The organism is Acinetobacter sp. AR2-3 (assembly GCF_001878775.1).
GTDB lineage: Bacteria > Pseudomonadota > Gammaproteobacteria > Pseudomonadales > Moraxellaceae > Acinetobacter > Acinetobacter lwoffii_D.
Window position 1 is genome coordinate 33,562 of record NZ_MJIQ01000013.1, and the last position, 20,008, is coordinate 53,569.

The window sequence follows — 20,008 nt, forward strand, 5'->3', positions numbered from 1 at the left end:
CTAATCTGCCCCGAAGCTTGAATGTTCTTCATCTGATTTGAAAGCTGCTTTTTGAAGACGGTTACGTTCATGCGTGCTATTGATCCATATCCGACGACTTGGATGAAATCTAGCCCATAATTCCAAAGACCGGATTGAAACTCTTATCAATATCAGTGATTTCGATCTTTGAGTATTTTCATTGATTTTTATGCAATGCATCTTAGTGTTATTCCGCAGTTTTGCTATAGTAAGAGCAATTTTGGATCAACATCAGGACTATGTTATGTCAGCTACACCACGCATTGGGATCTTGGGTGCAGGCGGTCGTATGGGGCGTATCCTTATTCAGGCTGTGCATGAAGCAGGTTATCAATTGGCGGCTGCGGTAGAACGCTCTGAAAGTACACTATTAGGCGCAGATGCTGGCGAACTTGCCGGAATTGGCGCAACAGGTGTTAAGGTCGTGGGTAGCCTTACCGATGTAGTCAAAGACTGTGATGTCGTGATTGATTTCACTGCGCCAGCAGCGACCGTCAATCATCTGAAAATCTGCCGTGAAGCCGGTGTTGCCATCGTGATTGGTACGACGGGTATGAATGACGAGCAAAAAGCCTATCTGGATCAATCTGCGACGGAAACTCCTGTAGTTTATGCAGCCAACTATTCAGTGGGTGTGAACGTTTCAATCAAACTGCTTGAACTGGCCTCTAAAGTTTTTGGTGATACCGTAGATATCGAAGTGATTGAAGCACATCACCGTCACAAAGTAGATGCGCCATCGGGTACAGCTTTGATGTGGGGTGAGGCGATTGCGGAAACTTTGGGCCGTGACCTGAAAGAAGATGCGGTATATTGCCGTGAAGGTCATACTGGTCCGCGTGAACGTAAGAGCATTGGCTTCCAGACCATTCGTGGTGGCGATATTGTCGGTGAACATACCGCGATGTTTATTGCCGATGGGGAACGTGTGGAAATTACTCATAAAGCCACCAATCGCATGAACTTTGCTTCTGGTGCAGTACGTGCTGCAGCTTGGGTCGTCGGTCGTGAAGCGCGTAAATATGATATGAAGGACGTGCTTGGTTTTAACGATATTCAGGTTTAAAACCGAGTCAAAATCATTTATAAAAAAATCTAAAACTAAAATAAGACGAATAAAAAATGCAAAAAATGATTTTCCTGCTCTGTGCAGTGGCGCTTGGTGCCATTGCGCAGGCCAAGCCTGTCGGGACGCCTAAACTCAGTATTCATAAAAATAATATCAAGGTCTGGACCTACCAGAATGAACAAAATCCGGTCTTTCTGTATAAAGCTGAAACCACCTATACTGCGCCCATTGAAAATGCCGTGTCCTTGATTCTGAACGTCGAGCATGCAGTGCAGTGGGTTCCCTATATGGGTAGCATCAAGGTCCTGTCCCGCGATGATAAAAAAGGTGACTTTACCCTGTATATGGTGCTGGATTTTCCATTTCCCTTAAAAGACCGTGACCTGATTGTGCAGGGTAAGATGATCAAGGAAGCCAATGGCCAGATCACCATCAAGAATAAAGCCATCCAAAGTGGTTATCCTTTAAACCCGGATTATGTGCGTTTAACCGATTATCAGGGCGACTGGACTTTTCAGAAACTGGCCAATAATAAAGTCAAGGTCTCTACCTATGGTTATGCCAATCCGGAAGGTTCCATTCCTTTGAGCTTCGTAAATATGTTTGTGCAACAGCAACCTTATCAGATGCTGCAGAAAATGAAGACCGAGCTGGCCAAGCCTTCATCTATTGCGGTCTTGCCTGAAGCTCTACAATAAAAAAGACCCAATTTCTGGGTCTTTTTAACAGCTGAAAATAAGCAGGATTTAAGCTGTAAAATCTGCTTTAAGCACAATCCGGTAACGGGCTTTGCCAGAATGCAGATGTTCAATCGCTTGGTTCAGTTGTGACATCGGGAAGACTTCAATTTGCGGAGCAATATTTTTACGTGCAGCAAATTGGAGTAACTGACGTAATGCCGCCGGCGAACCTGTCGGTGAACCGGTAACTGACTTGGCTCCGCCAATCAACATGCCAGCCGGAATCTGCATTGGTTCCAAGGGTACGCCCAGCATATGCACAGTGCCATTCGGCGCCAAAGTTGCCAGATAAGCCTGCCAGTTCAAGGTGACATTGACAGTACTCAGCAATAAATCAAACTTGCCTCGCTGGGCTTTTAAGGCAGCCGAATCACGACTATTGACCACATGGTCAGCACCCATGCCTTTCAGCTCATCACTTTTATCGAGATTTGATGTGAAAGCGGTAATCTCACAGCCCCAGGCTTTGAGTAATTTAATCGCGATATGACCCAAACCACCAATCCCGATTACACCAACATGATGAATGGCCTGAATCTGATGTTTCAGGATCGGATCAAAGACGGTAATCCCGCCACAGAGCAGGGGACCCGCACTTTCAGGATCAAGATCTTCAGGTAAGGGAATGGCCCATTGCCAACCGGCGCGCACTTTGTCGGCAAAACCACCGGCATGTCCGACAATGGTAGCCACCTGACCACCAGTACACAGCACTTGCTGGCCCGAAATACAAGGATCGCAATATTGACAACTTTCCGCTGTCCAGCCGATGCCAACCCGTTGCCCAACTTTCAGGCCTTTGGCTTCTGCACCCAGATGGGTAATGGTGCCGATAATCTCATGTCCTGCTACGACCGGATACACTGAAGAACCCCAGTCATTGTTAATGACTGAAATATCAGAATGACAGAGACCGCAGTATTCCACTTTGACTTCGACCTGATGCGGCTGCAGTTCTCCGGCATCGAATTGATAAGGTTCCAGTTCCGCACCTGCGGACATGGCAGCATAAGCTTGAATAATATTATTCGACATGATTTCAGCTCTTATTTAAATGCGAGGATATTGTTTTAAAGTCACAATGATTTTCATGGTCATCGACCATACCAACGGCCTGCATAAAGGCATAGCAAATGGTGGGTCCGACAAATTTAAAACCAGCCTGTTTGAGTGCTTTAGACATCTTCTGGCTCTCAATGGTTTGAGCAGGCGCCTGACGATAATCCACAACATCATTATTCAATCGCGGTTGCTGGGTAAAAGACCAGAGCCATTCCACCAGATTGATCCCTTGCTGCTGTAGCTTAAGCCATGCTTGGGCATTTTCCCGAATGGCATTGAGTTTGCCGCGATGCCGTATCAGGCTAGGATCTTCAAGTTTTATTTGGAGTTGTTGATCTGTAAGTGAGGCGATAGATTCGATCGAATATTGAAAAAAATGTTTACGATAAGCTTCACGTTTTCTGAGCACGGTAATCCAGGCCAGACCGGCTTGCTGTCCTTCCAGACACAGCATTTCAAACAGGCGATTTTCATTCAGCAGAGCCTGTCCCCATTCCTGATCATGGTAGGCGATATACAGCGGATCATCGGAGCACCAGCCACAGCGTTGCACAGTCATGTGATGCTCCTTGTTTTTATGGTTTTATAATTTAAACACAGTCCATTGATCCTGCTGATTGTCCCAGTACGACAATTCAGCCTGATCCAGATCGCTAAATAGAATCCACATATCTTTACCGGCCTTGTCGGCATAACCAGTACTGATCAGAAGCGCATCCTCGGTAATTTCCATCACCCAGCCCTGGTAAGTTTGACCATTCAATACAATTTTTTGTTGATTGCCTGATTCAGCAAATTCCACCAGACGATTGATCAACGCTTCTGACATGTAAATATCCTAAAATTAACGTAAATAGGGATAGGGATTGACCACACCGCGACCCTTACCCTGTAAATAAATTCCATAATGTAGATGTGGTGCAGTGTGCCGGGCATTACCGCTGTTGCCGACATAACCGATCAGCTGGCCTTTTTTGACATAGTCGCCCACTTTTAAGCCACGTTTATGTCCATCCAGATGCGCATAATAATGCCAGGAGCCGCCCGGGCCCAGAATCCAGACTACTTTACCACCCAAATTGTTGTTACGTAAATCTGCAATCAGGCCCTCAGTCGCGCTAAAGACTTCGGTTCCACGTGGAGCCATGATATCAATGCCTTCATGTAAACGTCCGCGACTGCGCGAAGCGCCCCAGGTATCTGATAATTCACGTGCCTGTACGCGTGCCACCGGGATGGGCAGAGAGGACGGCACTCGCATACTTTTCAGTTTTTGCACGACGATAGGATTGAGCTGTACAGCAGGGGGTTTTTTCGGTGTACTGCTACAGGCGGTTAGTAATATGGCAATTAAAGCCACCCAGGTCAAAGCAAGATATTGGCGCACGCTATTCATCCTTAAATATTGGCAATGCTCATTCTGAGCTGATCGGTTTTTTGCTTTGTCCAGACTATGTCATACATTTACCGCAGAGATCAATTTTTTCATCGCTGTTGGCAGACCGCAATCAATGGCTGTCTCTGGACGCATCCAGCAGCCTTGCAGTTCAATGGCCAGATGTTCCTGCTGATCCTGATCTACTGTAAAAACAATCGCTTCAAGGTGCCAGGTAAAATGGGTAAAACTGTGGCTAATCTGGGTTTTTTTGACGATATTTTTCAGGCCAAGTTGCTGGCATTGCTGTTCCAATTCATGTGCATTTTCAATAATTGGCAGACACCAGAGACCGCCCCAGAGACCGCTATTGGGACGTTGCTGCCAGAGCCAGTCTGTACCGGACTGGATTAGCAGGACCTGAGCAGAGCGTACAGGAACTGGTTTTTTGGCCTTTTTGAAAGGCAATTCATTTTCCAGTCCTTGCTGATGTGCCTTGCAATGCTGCTGCATTGGACAATACAGACACAAAGGCTTTTTCGGCGTACAAACGGTCGCGCCCAGATCCATAATCGCTTGGGTATAGTCATGATTGCGTTCGATAGGACAGAGCTGTTCCGCCAGTTGCCAGAGGGCACGCTCATACACGGGTTTGGACAGATCATCCTCAATCGCAAAGAAACGTGACAATACCCGTTTGACATTACCATCCATGATTACGCCATATTGACGTAAACCGAGTGACATCAAGGCGCCAGCGGTAGAACGGCCAATGCCGGGCAAGGCCATCCATTCTTCCAGGGTTTGAGGGAACTGCTGCTGTGCGGTTACGATGTCGGCAGCTTTATGCAGATTGCGGGCGCGCGCATAATAGCCGAGACCTGCCCAGTAAGGTGCAACCTCATCCCATGAGGCTTGACCTAAATCCTGAACAGTCGGAAAACGCTGGATGAATCGTTCGAAATATTGCAGTACAGTTTTGACCTGGGTTTGCTGCAACATGATTTCAGAGACCCAGACTTTATAGGGGTCATCTGTCACCTGCCAAGGTAAGTCATGACGACCATGCACATCAAACCATTCCAACAGGGCATCTGAAAATACGAACATGAACACATAGCAACCGAATAAGCAGCAGCTAGTATAGCGGAATCAGCAGGGTGGGAATGTGAAAAGTGAGATAAAAACGTAGATGTTCATCGAGCTTGATAGAACTTAGCTTTCATAAAAATAAATGCTCCGGAGAGCATTTATTTTTGATCAAAAATCCGGTTAATCGTTAATTCCCCAGCGCTCATCCAGCTTCAAGGTCTTGCCTGCATAACGCGGAATAATATGAATATGCAGATGTTCAACCTTTTCCTGAAATACTTCACCATCAATAAAACCGACATGAAAACCGGCAGGCTGGTAGCGTAATTGCAGTTCATTGCGTGCCTGTTCCAATAAAGACATCAAACTTTTACGTTCTTTGTCAGTCACTTCAAAAAATGAGGCCACATGCCGCAATGGAATGATCACACAATGACCTTCGGACAATGAATTTGGTTCAGGCAACACCACACCATAATCATTTTTGGCAATGACATCATATTCGTCAAAATTGCAGTAGGGGCAGTTGGTTTCAGCCATCATACACATTCTCCTCTGGTAGGATTTATCTTCTTTTCTTCATGAAGTATCTAAAATATTCAGCCTGTGAACAAGCCGGATAGTTGTTTCTATTTATGCCAAATGGCAGTCTAGCAAGGCATACATTGCTGCCAGACCTTTTTGTTCCGCTTCTGCATTGTAACCAAGATCCACACCATTGGCTTTGGCCCGTTCATCCGCAAGCGGGTTGCTAAAGCCATGTTTGGCATTTTCAAAAACAATCACTTCATGCTCGACTTTGGCAGCATGCATTTCCTCACGGAAACTGGCGACATCATCCAGGGTTACCATGCTGTCGAGTTCACCATGTAGCACCAGGATTTCCGCCTGTACCTGACCTTCCTGAGCAGGTGCTTTTGGCGACAGAATGGCATGGAAAGTCGCCACCGCTTTTAAAGGTGCATTAGAACGGGCCAGATCCAATACGACTTTGCCGCCGTAGCAGAAACCAATCGCTGCAAGCTTATCAGCATTGACTTCATCCTGTGCTGCCAGGGCATTCAAGGCTGCTGTTGCACGGTTAACGATAGTGTCAGGATCTTCAAAAGTCTGCATCATCCACTGATGAGCCTGATCAGAATTGGTCGTGACTTTTTTATCACCATACATGTCCATGGCCAAGGCCGCATAGCCATGTTCTGCAAGTTCACGGGCACGCTGTTCGGTATATTCATTCCGACCCCACCATTCGGGTGCGACCAGTACACCGGCAACAGGGGTATCTGTTTCTGGGGCGGCAAAATAACCAATTAATGGGCTGCCATCCTGCGCAGTATAATGAATTTCGCGAGTCTTGATTGCTGCCATGCTGACGTCCTCTATTGTTGTTGAATTGCTTGATTAAAACATAACATAGCAAAACTGATCGGAATGTGACATGAAAACCTGCGATTTAAGGATACTTAAGCCCATAAAAAAAGAGAGGCCAATATAGAACCTCTCCGATTTTAGATCTGGAAAAATAGGACTTATTATTTAGTAATTTCCAGTAATTCCACATCAAAAATTAAAGTACTGTTCGGTTCAATTACATCCCCTGAACCAATCTGTCCATAGGCCAGTTCGGCCGGAATGAAGAAACGATATTTGGCACCTTCTTTCATCAGCTGTAAACCTTCGGTCCAGCCGGTAATGACTTGGGTGGTACGAAATACCACGGGCTGATTACGGGCAATCGAGCTGTCAAAAACCGTACCATCAATCAAACGGCCTTCATAATGTACACGGACATTACTATTTGCGCTCGGCGATTTACCTTTTCCTTCCTGAAGAATCTGATATTGCAAACCTGATTTGGTGGTTTTTATCCCCGGTTTTTTTGCATTTTCAGCCAGAAAAGCCTGACCAATTTTGGCATTTTCATCCGCCTGCTTTTTCAAGGTAATCAGCTCTTTGGCTTCAGCCTGACGCTTAAATTGGGTCAACACCCGCGCCATGTCTTCCTCGCTTAAAGTCGCCTGTTTCCCAGCGGCTGCCGCTTTTAAACCGGCGCTGAAGGCATCCAGATCAATGCCTTGTAAGGAGTCAGCATTACTTTTTCCCATCAGATAACCAAAGCTGTAGCCGACCTGTTCAGCCTCAGGGCTCTTATTGGTGACTTCTTTGGCAAACAGACTGCCAGAACTCAGCAGTAAAACCATCAAACTTATTTGTATTTTCATGATTAATTCTCAAAATAAAGGAGAGCGCGTTGCTCTCCTTTTCGTGGATTATTTTACTTCGATGAGTTCCACATCAAAAATCAAAGTACTGTGTGGAGGAATCGTACCTGGCACGCCCTGTTCACCATAACCGAGTTTAGATGGGATATACAGGGTTGCTTTACCGCCTTCTTTCATCAGTTGCAAACCTTCGGTCCAGCCTGGAATGACCTGATTGAGTGGGAACTCAATCGGTTCGCCACGTTCAACCGAACTGTCAAACACGGTACCATCAACTAATTTCCCTGTGTAATGTACTTTTACAATTGAAGTTGCTGCAGGCTGTTTGCCTGTACCTTCTTTGGTCACTACATATTGCAAACCAGATGCGGTAGTTTTTACCCCAGCTTTTTTGGCATTTTCAGTCAGGAAAGTATCACTTGATGCCTGAGCCTGTTTGGCACTATCGACTTGCTTCTGCTGCATTTCTTTTTGGAATTGCTCATAAGCTGCTTGTAATTCTTCTTCAGTATAAGCAGGAGCGGTACGGGCATGACCTTCGCGAACGCCTGTCACAAAGCTGTTAATATCCAGCTCAGGTGGAGTTTGATGAGCGACTTCATAACCGAGTGCATAGCTAATTTTAGAAACAGCCGAGGCATCTTTAGATGCTTTTGTGGTTTGAGCAGCTGGGTTTTGAGTTGCATAGTAAACAGGTACTAGCGCGGCACCGCCTAAAAGAACAGCGACAGCAATCGGTAAGGCCTTACTCATGTATTATTCCAATCTAATGTTATCGTTGAGGTTCATTCCATCTTAGCAGAAAATTTTGAGAAATCTTGCAGAATGGGTGGTTTTTTAGCAAGTGGACACCGCAGTTATGTTGAAGTTTGAAGATATAAAAAAACCAGCAATGGCTGGTTTTTTTATTTTTCAGATTTTAATCATTGTTCGAGAATGTCTAGGAACAAAGATTGCTCTAACCGAAATTGTATTTTGCAAAGAGCTTAGTAAGAAAACAAGCTTTTTTCTAAAGGAAATTCAATTCCAATCGATGCACCACCATCATTACCACGTAAGTCTGAATCACTGATCCAGCCATTTAGTTTCAGTGGAATATCTGGGCGTAAATAATGGGTCCAGCTCACATCAACAGCTTTTAATTCATCCTGCGCTGGAAAAGCTAAATTAGTAGTTCGGTTAGACTCATTCAACTTGGCAAACAGCACTCGAGCATTAACACGGTTCAGGCGATCGAAACGAATATCACCACCCACAGAAACCATTTGACCATCACCACCCATTGCATGTGCTAATGGGTAACCATGTTGATAAAAACCACCAATATAATTGGTGTGATTATAAGAAATACCTTGGGCCTTGCCATTGGTGCGGGTGTCTGCCCATTCGGTATATAGCTGGAAAGGCATATTATTATAGCTAGAAGAATAATCTACCCCAGCCAAATACATTTTTTTGGCTGGTAAGCCGCCCGCTTCATCTTCACCAATATATTGTGCATACATCCCCATTGGGACTTGCAGCAGTGGCTGTAGATTTAAGCGCGCATCAAACCCGGCAATTTGATTGGATGGGTCAGGTTCACCTGTGCCACCATTGTCTTTATTACCGACAAAAGCATCCCAAAGTGAGCTCAGGCTTTCAGGTCGTCCTTCACCTCCCCATTGGATAGCACGCGATGCACCTAGCTCCAAATAGGGTAAAGGTTGTGCAGTGAGACGTAAGCCAATTAATTTAGCATCAGGTACAGCATCATAGTCATCCAGTTGTCCGGCAAAGGCTTGATATTGCCAAGGTCCAATCCAAGAGAACCATTTATTCGCAAAAGCATTCTGTTCAGCACGCTGCATGGTCACACCATATACAGGGCGACTAGCATCACCCCGAATTAAGCTGCCATCATGGCCGGGTCCCCAGTAGGTCGGAATTTGTCCAGCAATCAGCCATTGATTCCACAATTTACCTGCGAGGTAAGACCCTTCCACATTCACATCTTGATCATTATCAATCTGGGGATCTTTTTCTGCATTTATGCGAAGTCTGGCATCCCAATTTTGATTGCCTGTATTTAACTCTATACCCGCTTGGTATTGCGCTTTTTGCTGGTCGCCAAAGACTTGAGGAATATTTTTTTGATCTGTCTCTGCAAATAGTGATGCTTTAAGTAACTGGTTGTTGGTATTCAAATGAGCCATGACTGAATCAATGACTCTTTGCTGATTATTATTGCTGACTTGGGCCTGAGAAAGGGCGCGTTGGATTTCATCACCACTCATTGGCCAGGTCGAAGTGCTAACTTGAATCACACCTTGCTGATTTAACCAGTTTAAATCGGTGCGCAGGTTTTGGTCATTTAAAACGATGCCTTGAGCAAAGGTTAGTGAGGAACTTAATGCCAAGCTGGCGAGCAGTGTTTTAGGTAACATTTTTGTATATTCTCAGGAGTTTTAAACTGTAACCAAGATAGGGTTTTTAGTTGATTTTTTCAACAATGATCATTTGAGATAAATGTAATAGAGGGTGATTTCACACCCTGCTCAAGGCAGGATGTGAAATCAAAGCTTACAATGAATTAGTCATTGTCTTTATTTGCGGTATAAGCATAAGCATAATTATAACCATAGCTACCTGCCGCCCCTTTTTGTACATCATTCAGAATCACGCCATTCACTTTGACATTGGCCTGTTCAAAACGATTCACAGTGATTTCCAGCTCTTTGATTTGTGTTTTACCATGACGGGCAATCAATAAATTTACACCCGCATATTGCGCAATAATAATACCATCGGTCACTGCAAGGACGGGTGGCGTGTCAATCAGGATATGATCAAAATGAGCAGAGGCCTGATCCAGGAAAGTCTTGAATTGATCAGTACTTAATAGTTCAGATGGGTTGACCGGACTCTTACCACGTGTCACAAAGAACAGGTTTTCTACTGTAGAGCTTTGTATGACATGTTCATAGCTGTTTTGATGATTCAATAATTCTGCTAAACCTGGCTGTACCTCGGCGTTAAAGTACTTATGTAAATAGCCACGACGTAGATCACCATCAATGACCAGAACCCGTTTTCCCCCTTGCGCTAAAATAGTAGCAAGGTTAGTGGTAATGAATGATTTTCCAACTTCAGGTGCAGGGCCAGAAATTGCAATCACATTATTGGTCGCATTCATTAAGGCAAAATGAATTGCTGTTCGCATGCTACGGAGGCTTTCGATCGCGATATCACTGCTATCTTTAACCGCAAGAATAGGAATATTCTTTTTCTTCTTTAATAGGTTAATACGACTTTCTTGAATAACAGAGCGCGGTACAGTGGCATAGACTGGCAGATCAAGCTCATTTTCAATTTGCGCTGCGTCTTTAATGCCTGAACGCATCATATTGCGTAGTAGTGCAATTAATACTCCAATAAAACCACCAACAAAAATTGATAAAATTATTGTAATTAATGGCTTAGGTTTAATTGGTTTAACAGGTTCAACAGCTTGGTCAATAACTCTAACATTACCAATTTCACCAGCCTCTGCAATTTTTAATTGCTGATAGCTATTGAGTAAAGCGGTATAAAGTTCAGTGTTTACTTTCACATCTCGATATAGCTGTAAATATAATCGTTGTGTTTCTGGTAAACGTTTAATAGATTGTGTCATTTCTGATGTTTTTTGATTAATTTCAGCAAGTTGAGCATTAATGGCTGACATTAGAGGGTGATCAGGGGTATATTTTGAAGAAAGTTCCGCTTGCTGTTGTTGTAATTGGATTTTCATCTTTTCCAGTTCAACATTTTGCTTTAACATTAACTCGGCTTCTTGAGTTACATCAATAGTATTGTATTGCTCACGGAAACGGTTGAACTTGATTTCTGATTCCTCAAGTTGCTGTTTAAGTTCCGGCAGCTGTTTGTCTAGAAAATTTAAAGTTTGTTTAGATTCTAAAGACTTGCGTTGAATATTTTGTATTTGATAGACGGATAAAATATTATTCAGAACTTGAGTAATATGTTCCTTATCATTGCCATTATAATTTAGACCAATAACACCGGAGTTTTTCCCTCTCTCTGCTACACCATAGTCATTTTTTAAGAACTGCATTGCTGTAGGTAGTGCAAGTTTAGTAATAGTAAATGTTTCTTTAAACGGAGATTTGCTAAATATTGCCACTTCCCAAAGGCCCTTAGAATCTATGGCTTGATTACTCGAATTCAATTGACCTTTAAATATCACTTCATCTTTATAAGAGAAAGTAAACTGGTTGTTATCCGTGAATTTTAACTCTAACTTTTTATCTAGATAGTAATTTGGAATTTTTAATGTTTTGATTAAGAAGGCTTGATTTTCTTTTTGGAAAACCACCCTATCCTTTTTATAAAGAACTTCAGCTTTGTCGTTTTTAATCAGACGATTAAATAAAGTATTACTATTATCTTTAATTTGGATATCAAGGTGCAAATTTTGAATCGTTTGTCCCAAAATCATGCGTGAGTTTAAGATTTCAATCTCAGCATCTGCCGGAGATTTTCCGCCCATTCCCCCTGGAATAGCATCACTCAACCCACCCAAGAGGGCAGCAGCTCCAGCGCCTTTATTATCCTCTACTAGAACCATTGCATCAGCAGAATAAATTGAGGGAGTAACACGTAAATAAAGTAATGCGAAGGTTAAGCTCAGGATGATACAAAGCGCGATCACTTTCCATTGTGCAATTAACGAAAAAAATAATTCTTTTAAGTCAATGGTATCGTCATTAGTACTTGAATTTTGATTCATGGATAAACTACTAGATAAAATTAAATATGTGATTGCCAATCCGAAACATAAGATTCGATGTTATTACATGTTTCTTCAAAAAATGCTTGATCAAGCTTATAAGGGTCAGGAACATTCTGATCTTGCCAGTGTCCTAAACGAAACACTTTACCTTTAGCAAATGGCCATGTCTTTTCTATATGTTTTTGTTGATTTGAACTCATCACTAAAATTAAATCTGCAGCTTTGATTAAGCTGGCATCAATTTGTTTTGCGACATGTGATCTCATATCAATTGATTTTCTTGTCATACTTGCAATGGCCTTATCATCAGCACTATGGCCTACCATGGCAGAAAGACCAGCAGACTCAATATGTAAATTAGGATGATTTTTCTTGAGAAAAAACTCGCCCATAGGGCTACGGCAAATATTTCCCACACAGACGACCAAAATATTCCGAATTTGCATATTTTATTTACCTAGTTGGTCAAAGCTATAGAGTGCACTAGAGAACGGAATAATCTGGTTAACAATACGTTGCCAGCGCGTTAATCCAGTCGCATCAATATAAACGATGTCATTTTTTTTCATTTGAAATTGATTAGCTAAGCCCAAATTACCAAAACTACTTAAATTCAAGTGATACACAGTGGACTGCTTGGTGGCTAAATCGGTGCGCATTACATAGATTTTAGCCGCACTTGCGGAGTAAGGATTAATTCCTTCACTCTCACCCAAAACATCACTTAGGGTCATACCTTGGTCACGTAAAGACAGCGCTTGGCTTTTACTCGACTCACCCATAACATAAAGCTTTTGATTCTGTTTAGTATTCACAAAAATAGTATCATTCGGTTGAATCAGTAAATTATGTAAAGATAGGCCTTGTTTCTCTAGTTGTAGTACATTGAGGTCAAAAGTTTGACCCTCCCGGATCAATTGAATATTGGTATTGTCACCTGTTTCAGTATTAATACCACCTGCCTGTCCGAGTGCTGTATAGATGCTAATGGGCTGATCATTTAGCGTATATTGGCCACTACGCATGACTTGTCCATTGACAAAATAGCGACGACCTTCATAAGACAATACTCGAACCACCACATCAGGGTGTTTCAAATAGCGTGCAAATTGACTGCGTAAAAAACGATTGGTTTCAGCCAGTGTTTTCCCGGCTACCCGTACCTGTCCCACTAAAGGTAATTGTATGTTGCCACTAGAGTCTATGGGATAACCTGCAGCTTTTACATTTGAAATATCCTGAATAGGGGGGGTGATTTCCGGGTAGGCCCAAAGTTGAATTGAGAGAACATCACCTGAACTCAATTTATAGACTTGTTGATGCTTGTTAAATAAGTGAAAAATAGTATTGGAATTCTGAGCGTTATTGAGTTCGATACGAGGAATATTGTCTTGCGTAATTTGTATGACTGAAAGCTCTGCGCCCTGATCGGTTCTGTAATTACCTTGAGGAGGCAAATCATAGGTTTGCAAGCCGGAAGTAAGCGTACAACCAGAGAATAATATTGAAATAGTGAATAAAATGGATGTGCGTTGATACTTCACATTCAAGCCCTTAATTTTAATACATCGTTATTAAGAAAGGATTGTAGTGCAAAATCTAATTATTGAATATCTTCAAAACATTTTTAATTTATATTTTTAATGTAGTTATTTGATTTTTATATTTATTTTTTTATTTTTTTGATGATTGGTTAAAATTTAATACTGTATTAATATCTTTTTTTTAATTTATGTCTACAATAGCTGCAAAATTTTATACTCCTGTTGGTAAAATTCTTAAAAAGAAATTTAAGGTCATATAAATGAAAATTCTTGTCACTGGTGGCGCCGGTTTTATTGGTTCAGCAGTCATCCGTCATATTATTCAAAACACTAATAATCAAGTTTTTAATATTGATAAATTGACTTATGCAGGAAATTTAGAATCGTTAAAAGAAATTGATCAACACTCGAACTATGAGTTCAAACAAATTGATATTTGCGATACAGAACAAATTACAGCTGCAATAGATGCATTTCAGCCTCATGCAATTATGCACTTGGCTGCAGAGTCACATGTAGACCGCTCAATTGATGGCCCGGCAGCATTTATTCAAACCAATATTGTGGGAACTTATACTTTATTAGAAGCCGCTCGAAAGTATTGGATGGAGCTTGACGCCGAAGCTCAGCAAAACTTTCGCTTTCATCATATTTCAACTGATGAAGTTTATGGTGACTTAGAAGGCACGACAGATTTGTTTACAGAAACAACTTCATACGCGCCAAGCTCTCCATATTCTGCCTCCAAAGCCAGTTCAGACCATTTGGTACGTGCTTGGCATAGGACCTATGGTCTGCCAGTAATTGTGACTAATTGTTCAAATAATTATGGTCCGTATCACTTCCCCGAAAAGTTAATTCCATTGGTGATTCTAAATGCACTGGATGCTAAACCTTTACCTGTATATGGGAATGGTCAGCAAATTCGGGATTGGTTATTTGTAGAAGATCATGCGCGTGCTTTATATAAAGTGGTCACTGAGGGTGTAGTAGGTGAGACCTATAATATTGGTGGTCATAATGAAAAGCAGAATATTGAAGTGGTCAAAACTATTTGTAAGATTTTGGATGAGTTAAAACCACAGGCAAATGGTCAGGCGTATGAATCACTGATTACATTTGTAAAAGACCGCCCTGGACATGACTTACGCTATGCGATTGATGCCACAAAAATTCAAAATGAACTAGGTTGGACGCCTGCAGAAACTTTTGAAACTGGAATCCGTAAAACGGTGCAATGGTATTTAAATAATTTAGACTGGTGTCATCGAGTGCAAGATGGTAGTTACCAACGCGAAAGATTAGGTGTAAATTCATAATGTCAAATACAACAAAAGGTATTATTTTAGCAGGCGGTTCAGGTACACGTTTATATCCGATTACTAAAGGTGTATCTAAGCAGCTATTGCCTATTTATGACAAGCCAATGGTGTATTACCCGCTTTCTGTACTTATGCTTGCAGGTATTCGTGAAGTACTCATTATTAGTACTCCTGAAGATATAGATGGTTTTAAACGTTTATTGGGTGATGGTGCTCAATTTGGAATTCAGCTTGAATATGCCGTCCAACCTAGCCCAGACGGCTTGGCACAGGCTTTTATTATTGGTGAAAGCTTTATTGGGGATAGTAATGTTTGCTTAGTGCTTGGCGACAATATTTTTTACGGTCAAGGTTTTACCCCAATGCTCCGTCAAGCCGTCGCACGTCAAAAAGGTGCAACGGTATTTGGCTATCAGGTGAAAGACCCTGAGCGTTTTGGTGTAGTTGAGTTTGACGAACAAAAGCGCGCAATTTCTTTAGAAGAAAAGCCTAAACAACCTAAATCCCACTTTGCAGTCACCGGTTTGTATTTTTATGACAATGATGTAATTGAAATTGCCAAACAAGTAAAACCATCTGAGCGTGGAGAATTAGAAATTACGACAGTTAATCAGATGTATTTAGAGCGCGGTGATCTAAATGTGGAATTACTAGGCCGTGGTTTTGCATGGTTAGATACAGGTACACATGAAAGTTTACTTGAGGCAGCTCAGTTTGTAGAGACTATTGAAAAGCGACAGGGCTATAAAGTCGCGTGTTTAGAAGAAATTGCGCTGAATAATGGTTGGTTAAGTAAAGAACAAGTTTTAGAAATTGGTCAAAGCATGAGTAAAAATGATTATGGTCAATATTTGATTTCATTGGTGAGTGAATAAATATGAGCCTTATCGATTGGATTGAATTGCCTAATTTAGGTGATCATCGCGGTAGCCTTGTTGTCGCTGAAGCTAATAAGAGTATCCCATTCAATATTCAAAGGCTTTATTATATTTTTGGCGCTCAGCCTGATGTTCCACGTGGATTCCATGCACACAGACAATTACAGCAAATTGCTTTTTGCATTCAAGGTAGTTGTAAAATGTTGATGGATAGTGGTAAAGAAAAGCAAAAGGTTGTATTGTACCAACCTAATCAAGGGTTAAGGATACCCCCCATGGTATGGCATGAAATGCATGATTTTTCGGAAGATTGTATTTTACTTGTATTGGCAAGTGAGCATTATGATGAGAGTGATTATATTCGCACATATGCAGAGTTTCAGGCTATAAGAGGCTAAAATGAAAAATTTTAACTTAAAAGCAAGTACGATTCATCTTCGGTTAGTACACGAAAATGATGCCGAATTTATTTGTAATTTGAGAAATGACGATGAGTTAAATACTTATATCTCTAAATCTACAGCAGATGAAGAAGCTCAACGTAAATGGATTATAAATTATAAAAAAAGAGAACAAGCTGCAGAGGAATATTATTTTATTATTTGTAGAAATAGCGATGATTTAGCAGTTGGCACAGTGCGGCTTTACGATTTCAAGGAGAATCCAAAATCATTTTGTTGGGGAAGTTGGATTCTAGGAGAAAACAAAACAAAATACGCAGCTGTAGAGAGTGCCCTACTTGTTTATGAAGCAGGATTTTCCTATCTTGGCTTTGAACAAAGTCATTATGAAGTGATGAAAGGTAATGATAAAGTACATTCATTTCATTTAAAAATGGGGGCTGAAAAAGTTTCAGAAGACAGTACAAATATATATTATATTTTTTCAAAAGAAAAATATGAAAAGAATAAGATTCAATATGCTCGGTTTTTGGGTTGATTAGATATGTTGTCGATTACTGAATATAAATTAGGAATGTGTGCGGAAATTGCTCACTCATTTAGTGAAAATGATGTGGATTTATTCTCTAAATTAAGTGGCGATGAAAATCCAGTACATCTAGATGAAGAATATGCAAAAACAACTACTTTTGGGAGGAGAATTGTACATGGTGCTTTAGCATCAAGTATATTTTCTTCTATATTTGCAAATAATTTACCAGGTGCTGGTTGTATTTACTTAAAATCTGAAAACAAATTTCTTAGACCCATATACTTAAATACAAAAGTTCTTTTTAAAGTAGAAATTATAGATATTCTACAAGAAAAGAAACGCGTCATTTTTAAGACACTTGCTATATCTAATGATCAAGAGTGTATTGTGGGTATGGCTGAACTTTATATTCCTGAATGATGTAAATTTATAATGATCCCTTTCCTTGATTTAAAAAATATTAATCAGCAATATCGTAATGAGTTAATAGATGCATGTAGTCGTGTTATTGATTCAGGTTGGTATATTGGTGGTAAAGAGTTAGAAAGCTTTGAAAACAACTTTGCTGAATATTGTGGTACACAGTTTGCCATAGGCGTTGCAAATGGCCTAGATGCACTGATCCTTACCCTACGTGCATGGAAGGAGTTGGGCGAACTTAAAGATGGTGATGAGGTTATTGTTCCATCGAATACTTATATTGCCAGTATTCTTGCCATCACGGCTAACAATTTAACACCTGTATTAGTTGAACCTAATATTAATACTTATAATATTGACCCTACTAGAATTCAAAAGGCTATCACAGCTAAAACTCGTGTCATTTTGCCTGTCCATTTGTATGGTCAAATTGCGCCAATGCCTGAAATTATGGAAATTGCAAAAAAATATAATTTGTTGGTGTTGGAAGATTCAGCACAATCACATGGTGCAGAGTTAAATGGTAAAAAAGCTGGAAATTGGGGCGATGCTTCAGGTTTTAGTTTTTATCCTGGAAAAAATTTAGGTGCATTGGGTGATGCAGGTGCAATTACCACGAATGATGCCGAGTTGGCAAACATGCTAAAAGCCCTACGTAATTATGGCTCACATGAAAAATATAAAAACTTAGTCCCTGGTGTAAATAGTCGTTTAGATGAAATACAGGCAGCAATGCTTGATATTAAACTGAAGTTTTTAAATGAGGAAATACAACATAGACGTCAAATTGCAAATTTATATTTGACTGGAATTAAGCACTCAAACATTGAACTTCCATTAACAAATATAAATGCAGAAACCTATGAGCAGCATGTTTGGCATTTATTTGTGATCAGAACGAAAAATCGTGATGACTTACAACAGTATTTTACAGAAAATGGTATTCAAACTTTAATCCATTACCCAATTCCACCGCATAAGCAACAAGCGTACAAAGAATGGAATGATTTGAATTATCCAATTTCTGAGCAGATACATAGAGAAGTGTTGAGCTTACCAATGGGGCCAACTCTGTCTATAGCGGATGCTGAGAGAATTATCACTTTATGTAATCAGTTTCAAGTTTAAAAACGATGAATCTGTTAAAGACCAGTGCCTTAAATGGCGTGGCTGTTTTAATTAAAACAGCCACAATGTTTATTTTGAATAAAATTTTAGCTGTATATGTTGGCCCTTCAGGTTATGCGGCAATAGGACAGTTTCAAAATTTTATACAAATGGTCACAACCTTTGCGGGAAGTGCAATTAATACAGCAGTGATAAAATATACTGCTGAATATCATGGAGATGAAACTAAGCAAAGAGCAATTTGGAAAGCTGCGGGTAGCTTAGTCCTCATTTTTAGTTTTATTTTTACATTTATAATCTTAACTTTTCAAAAACAATTATCACTTTATATTTTTCATACTACCGATTATCAGTCTATTTTTGTTTGGTTTGCAGCCTCTTTGATTTTATTTAATTTAAATGCGCTTTTTTTGGCAATTTTGAATGGAAAAAAGGAAATTTTAAAATTAGTCACTGCAAATATTGTAGGTAGTATACTTTCATTATTAATAACAGGTATTTTAGCTGTTCAATATCATTTATACGGTGCTTTAATTGCTCTATCAATCTATCAATCTATTGCCTTTTTTGTAACACTTTTTTTGTGTTATAAGGCTAGTTGGTTTAAGTTTTCTTATTTATTCGGAAAAATAGAATCACAAATAGCTAAAAAATTTGCAGCTTTTGCACTTATGGCATTAGTAAGTGCTATTTGTGTGCCTTTGTCGCAAATGGTAATCCGTACTTATTTATCACAAGAGTTTGGTTTGAATTACGCTGGCTATTGGGAAGCGATGATTCGCTTAAGTGCAGCTTATTTAATGTTGGTTACAACAACCCTAAGCGTATATTACTTACCAAGACTAGCTGAATTGACTCATTTAGATGAAATAAAAAAAGAAGTATATTTAGGCTATAAATTTATCTTTCCTTTAGCTGTAATTGGAAGTTTGTGTGTTTATGTTATGCGTGATTGGATTATTACTTTATTGTTTAGTCATGCATTTATGCCAATGCGTGATTTGTTTTTATGGCAAATGATAGGGGATTCACTTAAAATTGGTGGTTGGATATTGGCCTATTTGATGTTAAGTAAAGCGATGACGAAGCTGTATGTAACTACAGAAATTATATTCTCGCTTAGTTTGGTTTTATTAACTTATATATTTGTCCAAGTTTTTGGTTTTGAGGGTGTTTCAATTGCCTATTTATTAAACTATGCATTGTATTGGGTAGTAATGAGTTTTAATGTATTTAAGCAGTTAAGGTAAGTTAATATGAAAATATTGCTTTTAGGCGAGTATTCCGGAGTCCATACTAATTTAGCACTCACATTGCGAAGAAAAGGGTATGAGGTTTTTTCAGTTCATAATGGGGATGGTTATAAATCTTTTGTCCCTGACTATAATATTAGTTATAAAACCATATCTCTGTCTCTTATACACATCT

General features: G+C 40.4%; 22 protein-coding genes. 9 read left to right on the forward strand and 13 right to left on the reverse strand.

All coding sequences use genetic code 11. The features are described 5' to 3' along the window. Positions 1 to 265: 265 nt before the first annotated feature. Together dapB and BFN00_RS00585 are read left to right on the forward strand one after the other, a co-directional pair. Positions 266 to 1,087 (forward strand): 4-hydroxy-tetrahydrodipicolinate reductase, encoded by an 822-nt coding sequence (dapB, locus tag BFN00_RS00580; protein WP_071850142.1) that lies wholly within the window; start codon positions 266 to 268, stop codon positions 1,085 to 1,087. Positions 1,088 to 1,143: 56 nt separating this feature from the next. Continuing rightward, complete coding sequence (locus BFN00_RS00585) at positions 1,144 to 1,788, forward strand: START domain-containing protein (RefSeq protein ID WP_071850143.1); 645 nt, start codon at positions 1,144 to 1,146, stop codon at positions 1,786 to 1,788. Positions 1,789 to 1,836: 48 nt separating this feature from the next. Here the strand turns inward: BFN00_RS00585 and ahr are convergent, their stop codons facing one another. The 13 genes from ahr to BFN00_RS00650 all read right to left on the reverse strand — a co-directional run bounded on the left by ahr (position 1,837) and on the right by BFN00_RS00650 (position 13,899). Continuing rightward, positions 1,837 to 2,865: an NADPH-dependent aldehyde reductase Ahr gene (gene ahr, locus BFN00_RS00590; RefSeq protein WP_071850144.1), complete on the reverse strand. Its 1,029-nt coding sequence runs from the start codon at positions 2,863 to 2,865 to the stop codon at positions 1,837 to 1,839. A 4-nt stretch (positions 2,866 to 2,869) separates the two neighbouring features. Continuing rightward, positions 2,870 to 3,451: a DNA-3-methyladenine glycosylase I gene (locus tag BFN00_RS00595; RefSeq protein ID WP_071850145.1), complete on the reverse strand. Its 582-nt coding sequence runs from the start codon at positions 3,449 to 3,451 to the stop codon at positions 2,870 to 2,872. A 24-nt stretch (positions 3,452 to 3,475) separates the two neighbouring features. After that, positions 3,476 to 3,721 carry a hypothetical protein gene (locus tag BFN00_RS00600; protein ID WP_071850146.1) on the reverse strand — a complete coding sequence of 82 codons (246 nt, stop codon included), beginning with the start codon at positions 3,719 to 3,721 and terminating at the stop codon, positions 3,476 to 3,478. Between the two features lie 15 nt (positions 3,722 to 3,736). Then, on the reverse strand, positions 3,737 to 4,279 hold the full coding sequence (locus tag BFN00_RS00605; RefSeq protein WP_005245456.1) for a M23 family metallopeptidase: 543 nt from the start codon (positions 4,277 to 4,279) through the stop codon (positions 3,737 to 3,739). A 69-nt stretch (positions 4,280 to 4,348) separates the two neighbouring features. Further along, positions 4,349 to 5,377: an A/G-specific adenine glycosylase gene (gene mutY / locus BFN00_RS00610; protein WP_071850147.1), complete on the reverse strand. Its 1,029-nt coding sequence runs from the start codon at positions 5,375 to 5,377 to the stop codon at positions 4,349 to 4,351. A gap of 162 nt (positions 5,378 to 5,539) precedes the next feature. After that, the gene (locus BFN00_RS00615; RefSeq protein WP_026055739.1) at positions 5,540 to 5,899 is read right to left on the reverse strand and encodes an HIT family protein; all 360 of its coding nucleotides are present in this window, start codon (positions 5,897 to 5,899) and stop codon (positions 5,540 to 5,542) included. Between the two features lie 93 nt (positions 5,900 to 5,992). Next, positions 5,993 to 6,727 carry a dienelactone hydrolase family protein gene (locus tag BFN00_RS00620; protein WP_005264532.1) on the reverse strand — a complete coding sequence of 245 codons (735 nt, stop codon included), beginning with the start codon at positions 6,725 to 6,727 and terminating at the stop codon, positions 5,993 to 5,995. 164 nt (positions 6,728 to 6,891) lie between these two features. Continuing rightward, complete coding sequence (bamJ, locus tag BFN00_RS00625) at positions 6,892 to 7,581, reverse strand: BamJ family beta-barrel-assembly machinery protein (protein ID WP_005264533.1); 690 nt, start codon at positions 7,579 to 7,581, stop codon at positions 6,892 to 6,894. Positions 7,582 to 7,629: 48 nt separating this feature from the next. Beyond that, entirely contained in the window at positions 7,630 to 8,334 is a 705-nt protein-coding gene (gene bamJ, locus BFN00_RS00630; RefSeq protein WP_005245452.1) for a BamJ family beta-barrel-assembly machinery protein, read from the reverse strand. A 233-nt stretch (positions 8,335 to 8,567) separates the two neighbouring features. Beyond that, a complete protein-coding gene (locus BFN00_RS00635) occupies positions 8,568 to 10,007 on the reverse strand; it encodes a capsule assembly Wzi family protein (protein ID WP_071850148.1) in 1,440 nt (479 codons plus the stop codon). 146 nt (positions 10,008 to 10,153) lie between these two features. Continuing rightward, positions 10,154 to 12,352: a polysaccharide biosynthesis tyrosine autokinase gene (locus BFN00_RS00640; protein ID WP_071850149.1), complete on the reverse strand. Its 2,199-nt coding sequence runs from the start codon at positions 12,350 to 12,352 to the stop codon at positions 10,154 to 10,156. Between the two features lie 20 nt (positions 12,353 to 12,372). After that, positions 12,373 to 12,801, reverse strand: coding sequence for a low molecular weight protein-tyrosine-phosphatase (locus tag BFN00_RS00645; RefSeq protein WP_071850150.1), 429 nt, complete (start codon positions 12,799 to 12,801; stop codon positions 12,373 to 12,375). A gap of 3 nt (positions 12,802 to 12,804) precedes the next feature. Then, positions 12,805 to 13,899 (reverse strand): polysaccharide biosynthesis/export family protein, encoded by a 1,095-nt coding sequence (locus tag BFN00_RS00650; protein WP_071850151.1) that lies wholly within the window; start codon positions 13,897 to 13,899, stop codon positions 12,805 to 12,807. 260 nt (positions 13,900 to 14,159) lie between these two features. Between BFN00_RS00650 and rfbB the strand changes: the two genes are divergently transcribed. From rfbB to BFN00_RS00685, 7 genes are read left to right on the forward strand one after another with little or no spacing between them, the layout of a single operon-like run. Beyond that, the gene (rfbB, locus tag BFN00_RS00655; protein ID WP_071850152.1) at positions 14,160 to 15,218 is read left to right on the forward strand and encodes a dTDP-glucose 4,6-dehydratase; all 1,059 of its coding nucleotides are present in this window, start codon (positions 14,160 to 14,162) and stop codon (positions 15,216 to 15,218) included. After that, entirely contained in the window at positions 15,218 to 16,096 is an 879-nt protein-coding gene (gene rfbA / locus BFN00_RS00660) for a glucose-1-phosphate thymidylyltransferase RfbA (RefSeq protein WP_071850153.1), read from the forward strand. The genes rfbB and rfbA overlap by 1 nt, the downstream gene beginning before the upstream one ends. Before the next feature lie 2 nt (positions 16,097 to 16,098). Then, complete coding sequence (locus tag BFN00_RS00665) at positions 16,099 to 16,497, forward strand: sugar 3,4-ketoisomerase (RefSeq protein WP_071850154.1); 399 nt, start codon at positions 16,099 to 16,101, stop codon at positions 16,495 to 16,497. Position 16,498: 1 nt separating this feature from the next. Next, positions 16,499 to 17,038, forward strand: a complete 540-nt coding sequence (locus tag BFN00_RS00670; RefSeq protein ID WP_071850155.1) for a GNAT family N-acetyltransferase — start codon at positions 16,499 to 16,501, stop codon at positions 17,036 to 17,038. Positions 17,039 to 17,044: 6 nt separating this feature from the next. Beyond that, complete coding sequence (locus BFN00_RS00675) at positions 17,045 to 17,452, forward strand: MaoC family dehydratase (protein ID WP_071850156.1); 408 nt, start codon at positions 17,045 to 17,047, stop codon at positions 17,450 to 17,452. Between the two features lie 12 nt (positions 17,453 to 17,464). Then, entirely contained in the window at positions 17,465 to 18,580 is a 1,116-nt protein-coding gene (locus tag BFN00_RS00680; protein WP_071850157.1) for a DegT/DnrJ/EryC1/StrS family aminotransferase, read from the forward strand. A gap of 5 nt (positions 18,581 to 18,585) precedes the next feature. Next, complete coding sequence (locus tag BFN00_RS00685) at positions 18,586 to 19,830, forward strand: O-antigen translocase (protein WP_071850158.1); 1,245 nt, start codon at positions 18,586 to 18,588, stop codon at positions 19,828 to 19,830. The last annotated feature ends 178 nt before the right edge of the window (positions 19,831 to 20,008 follow it).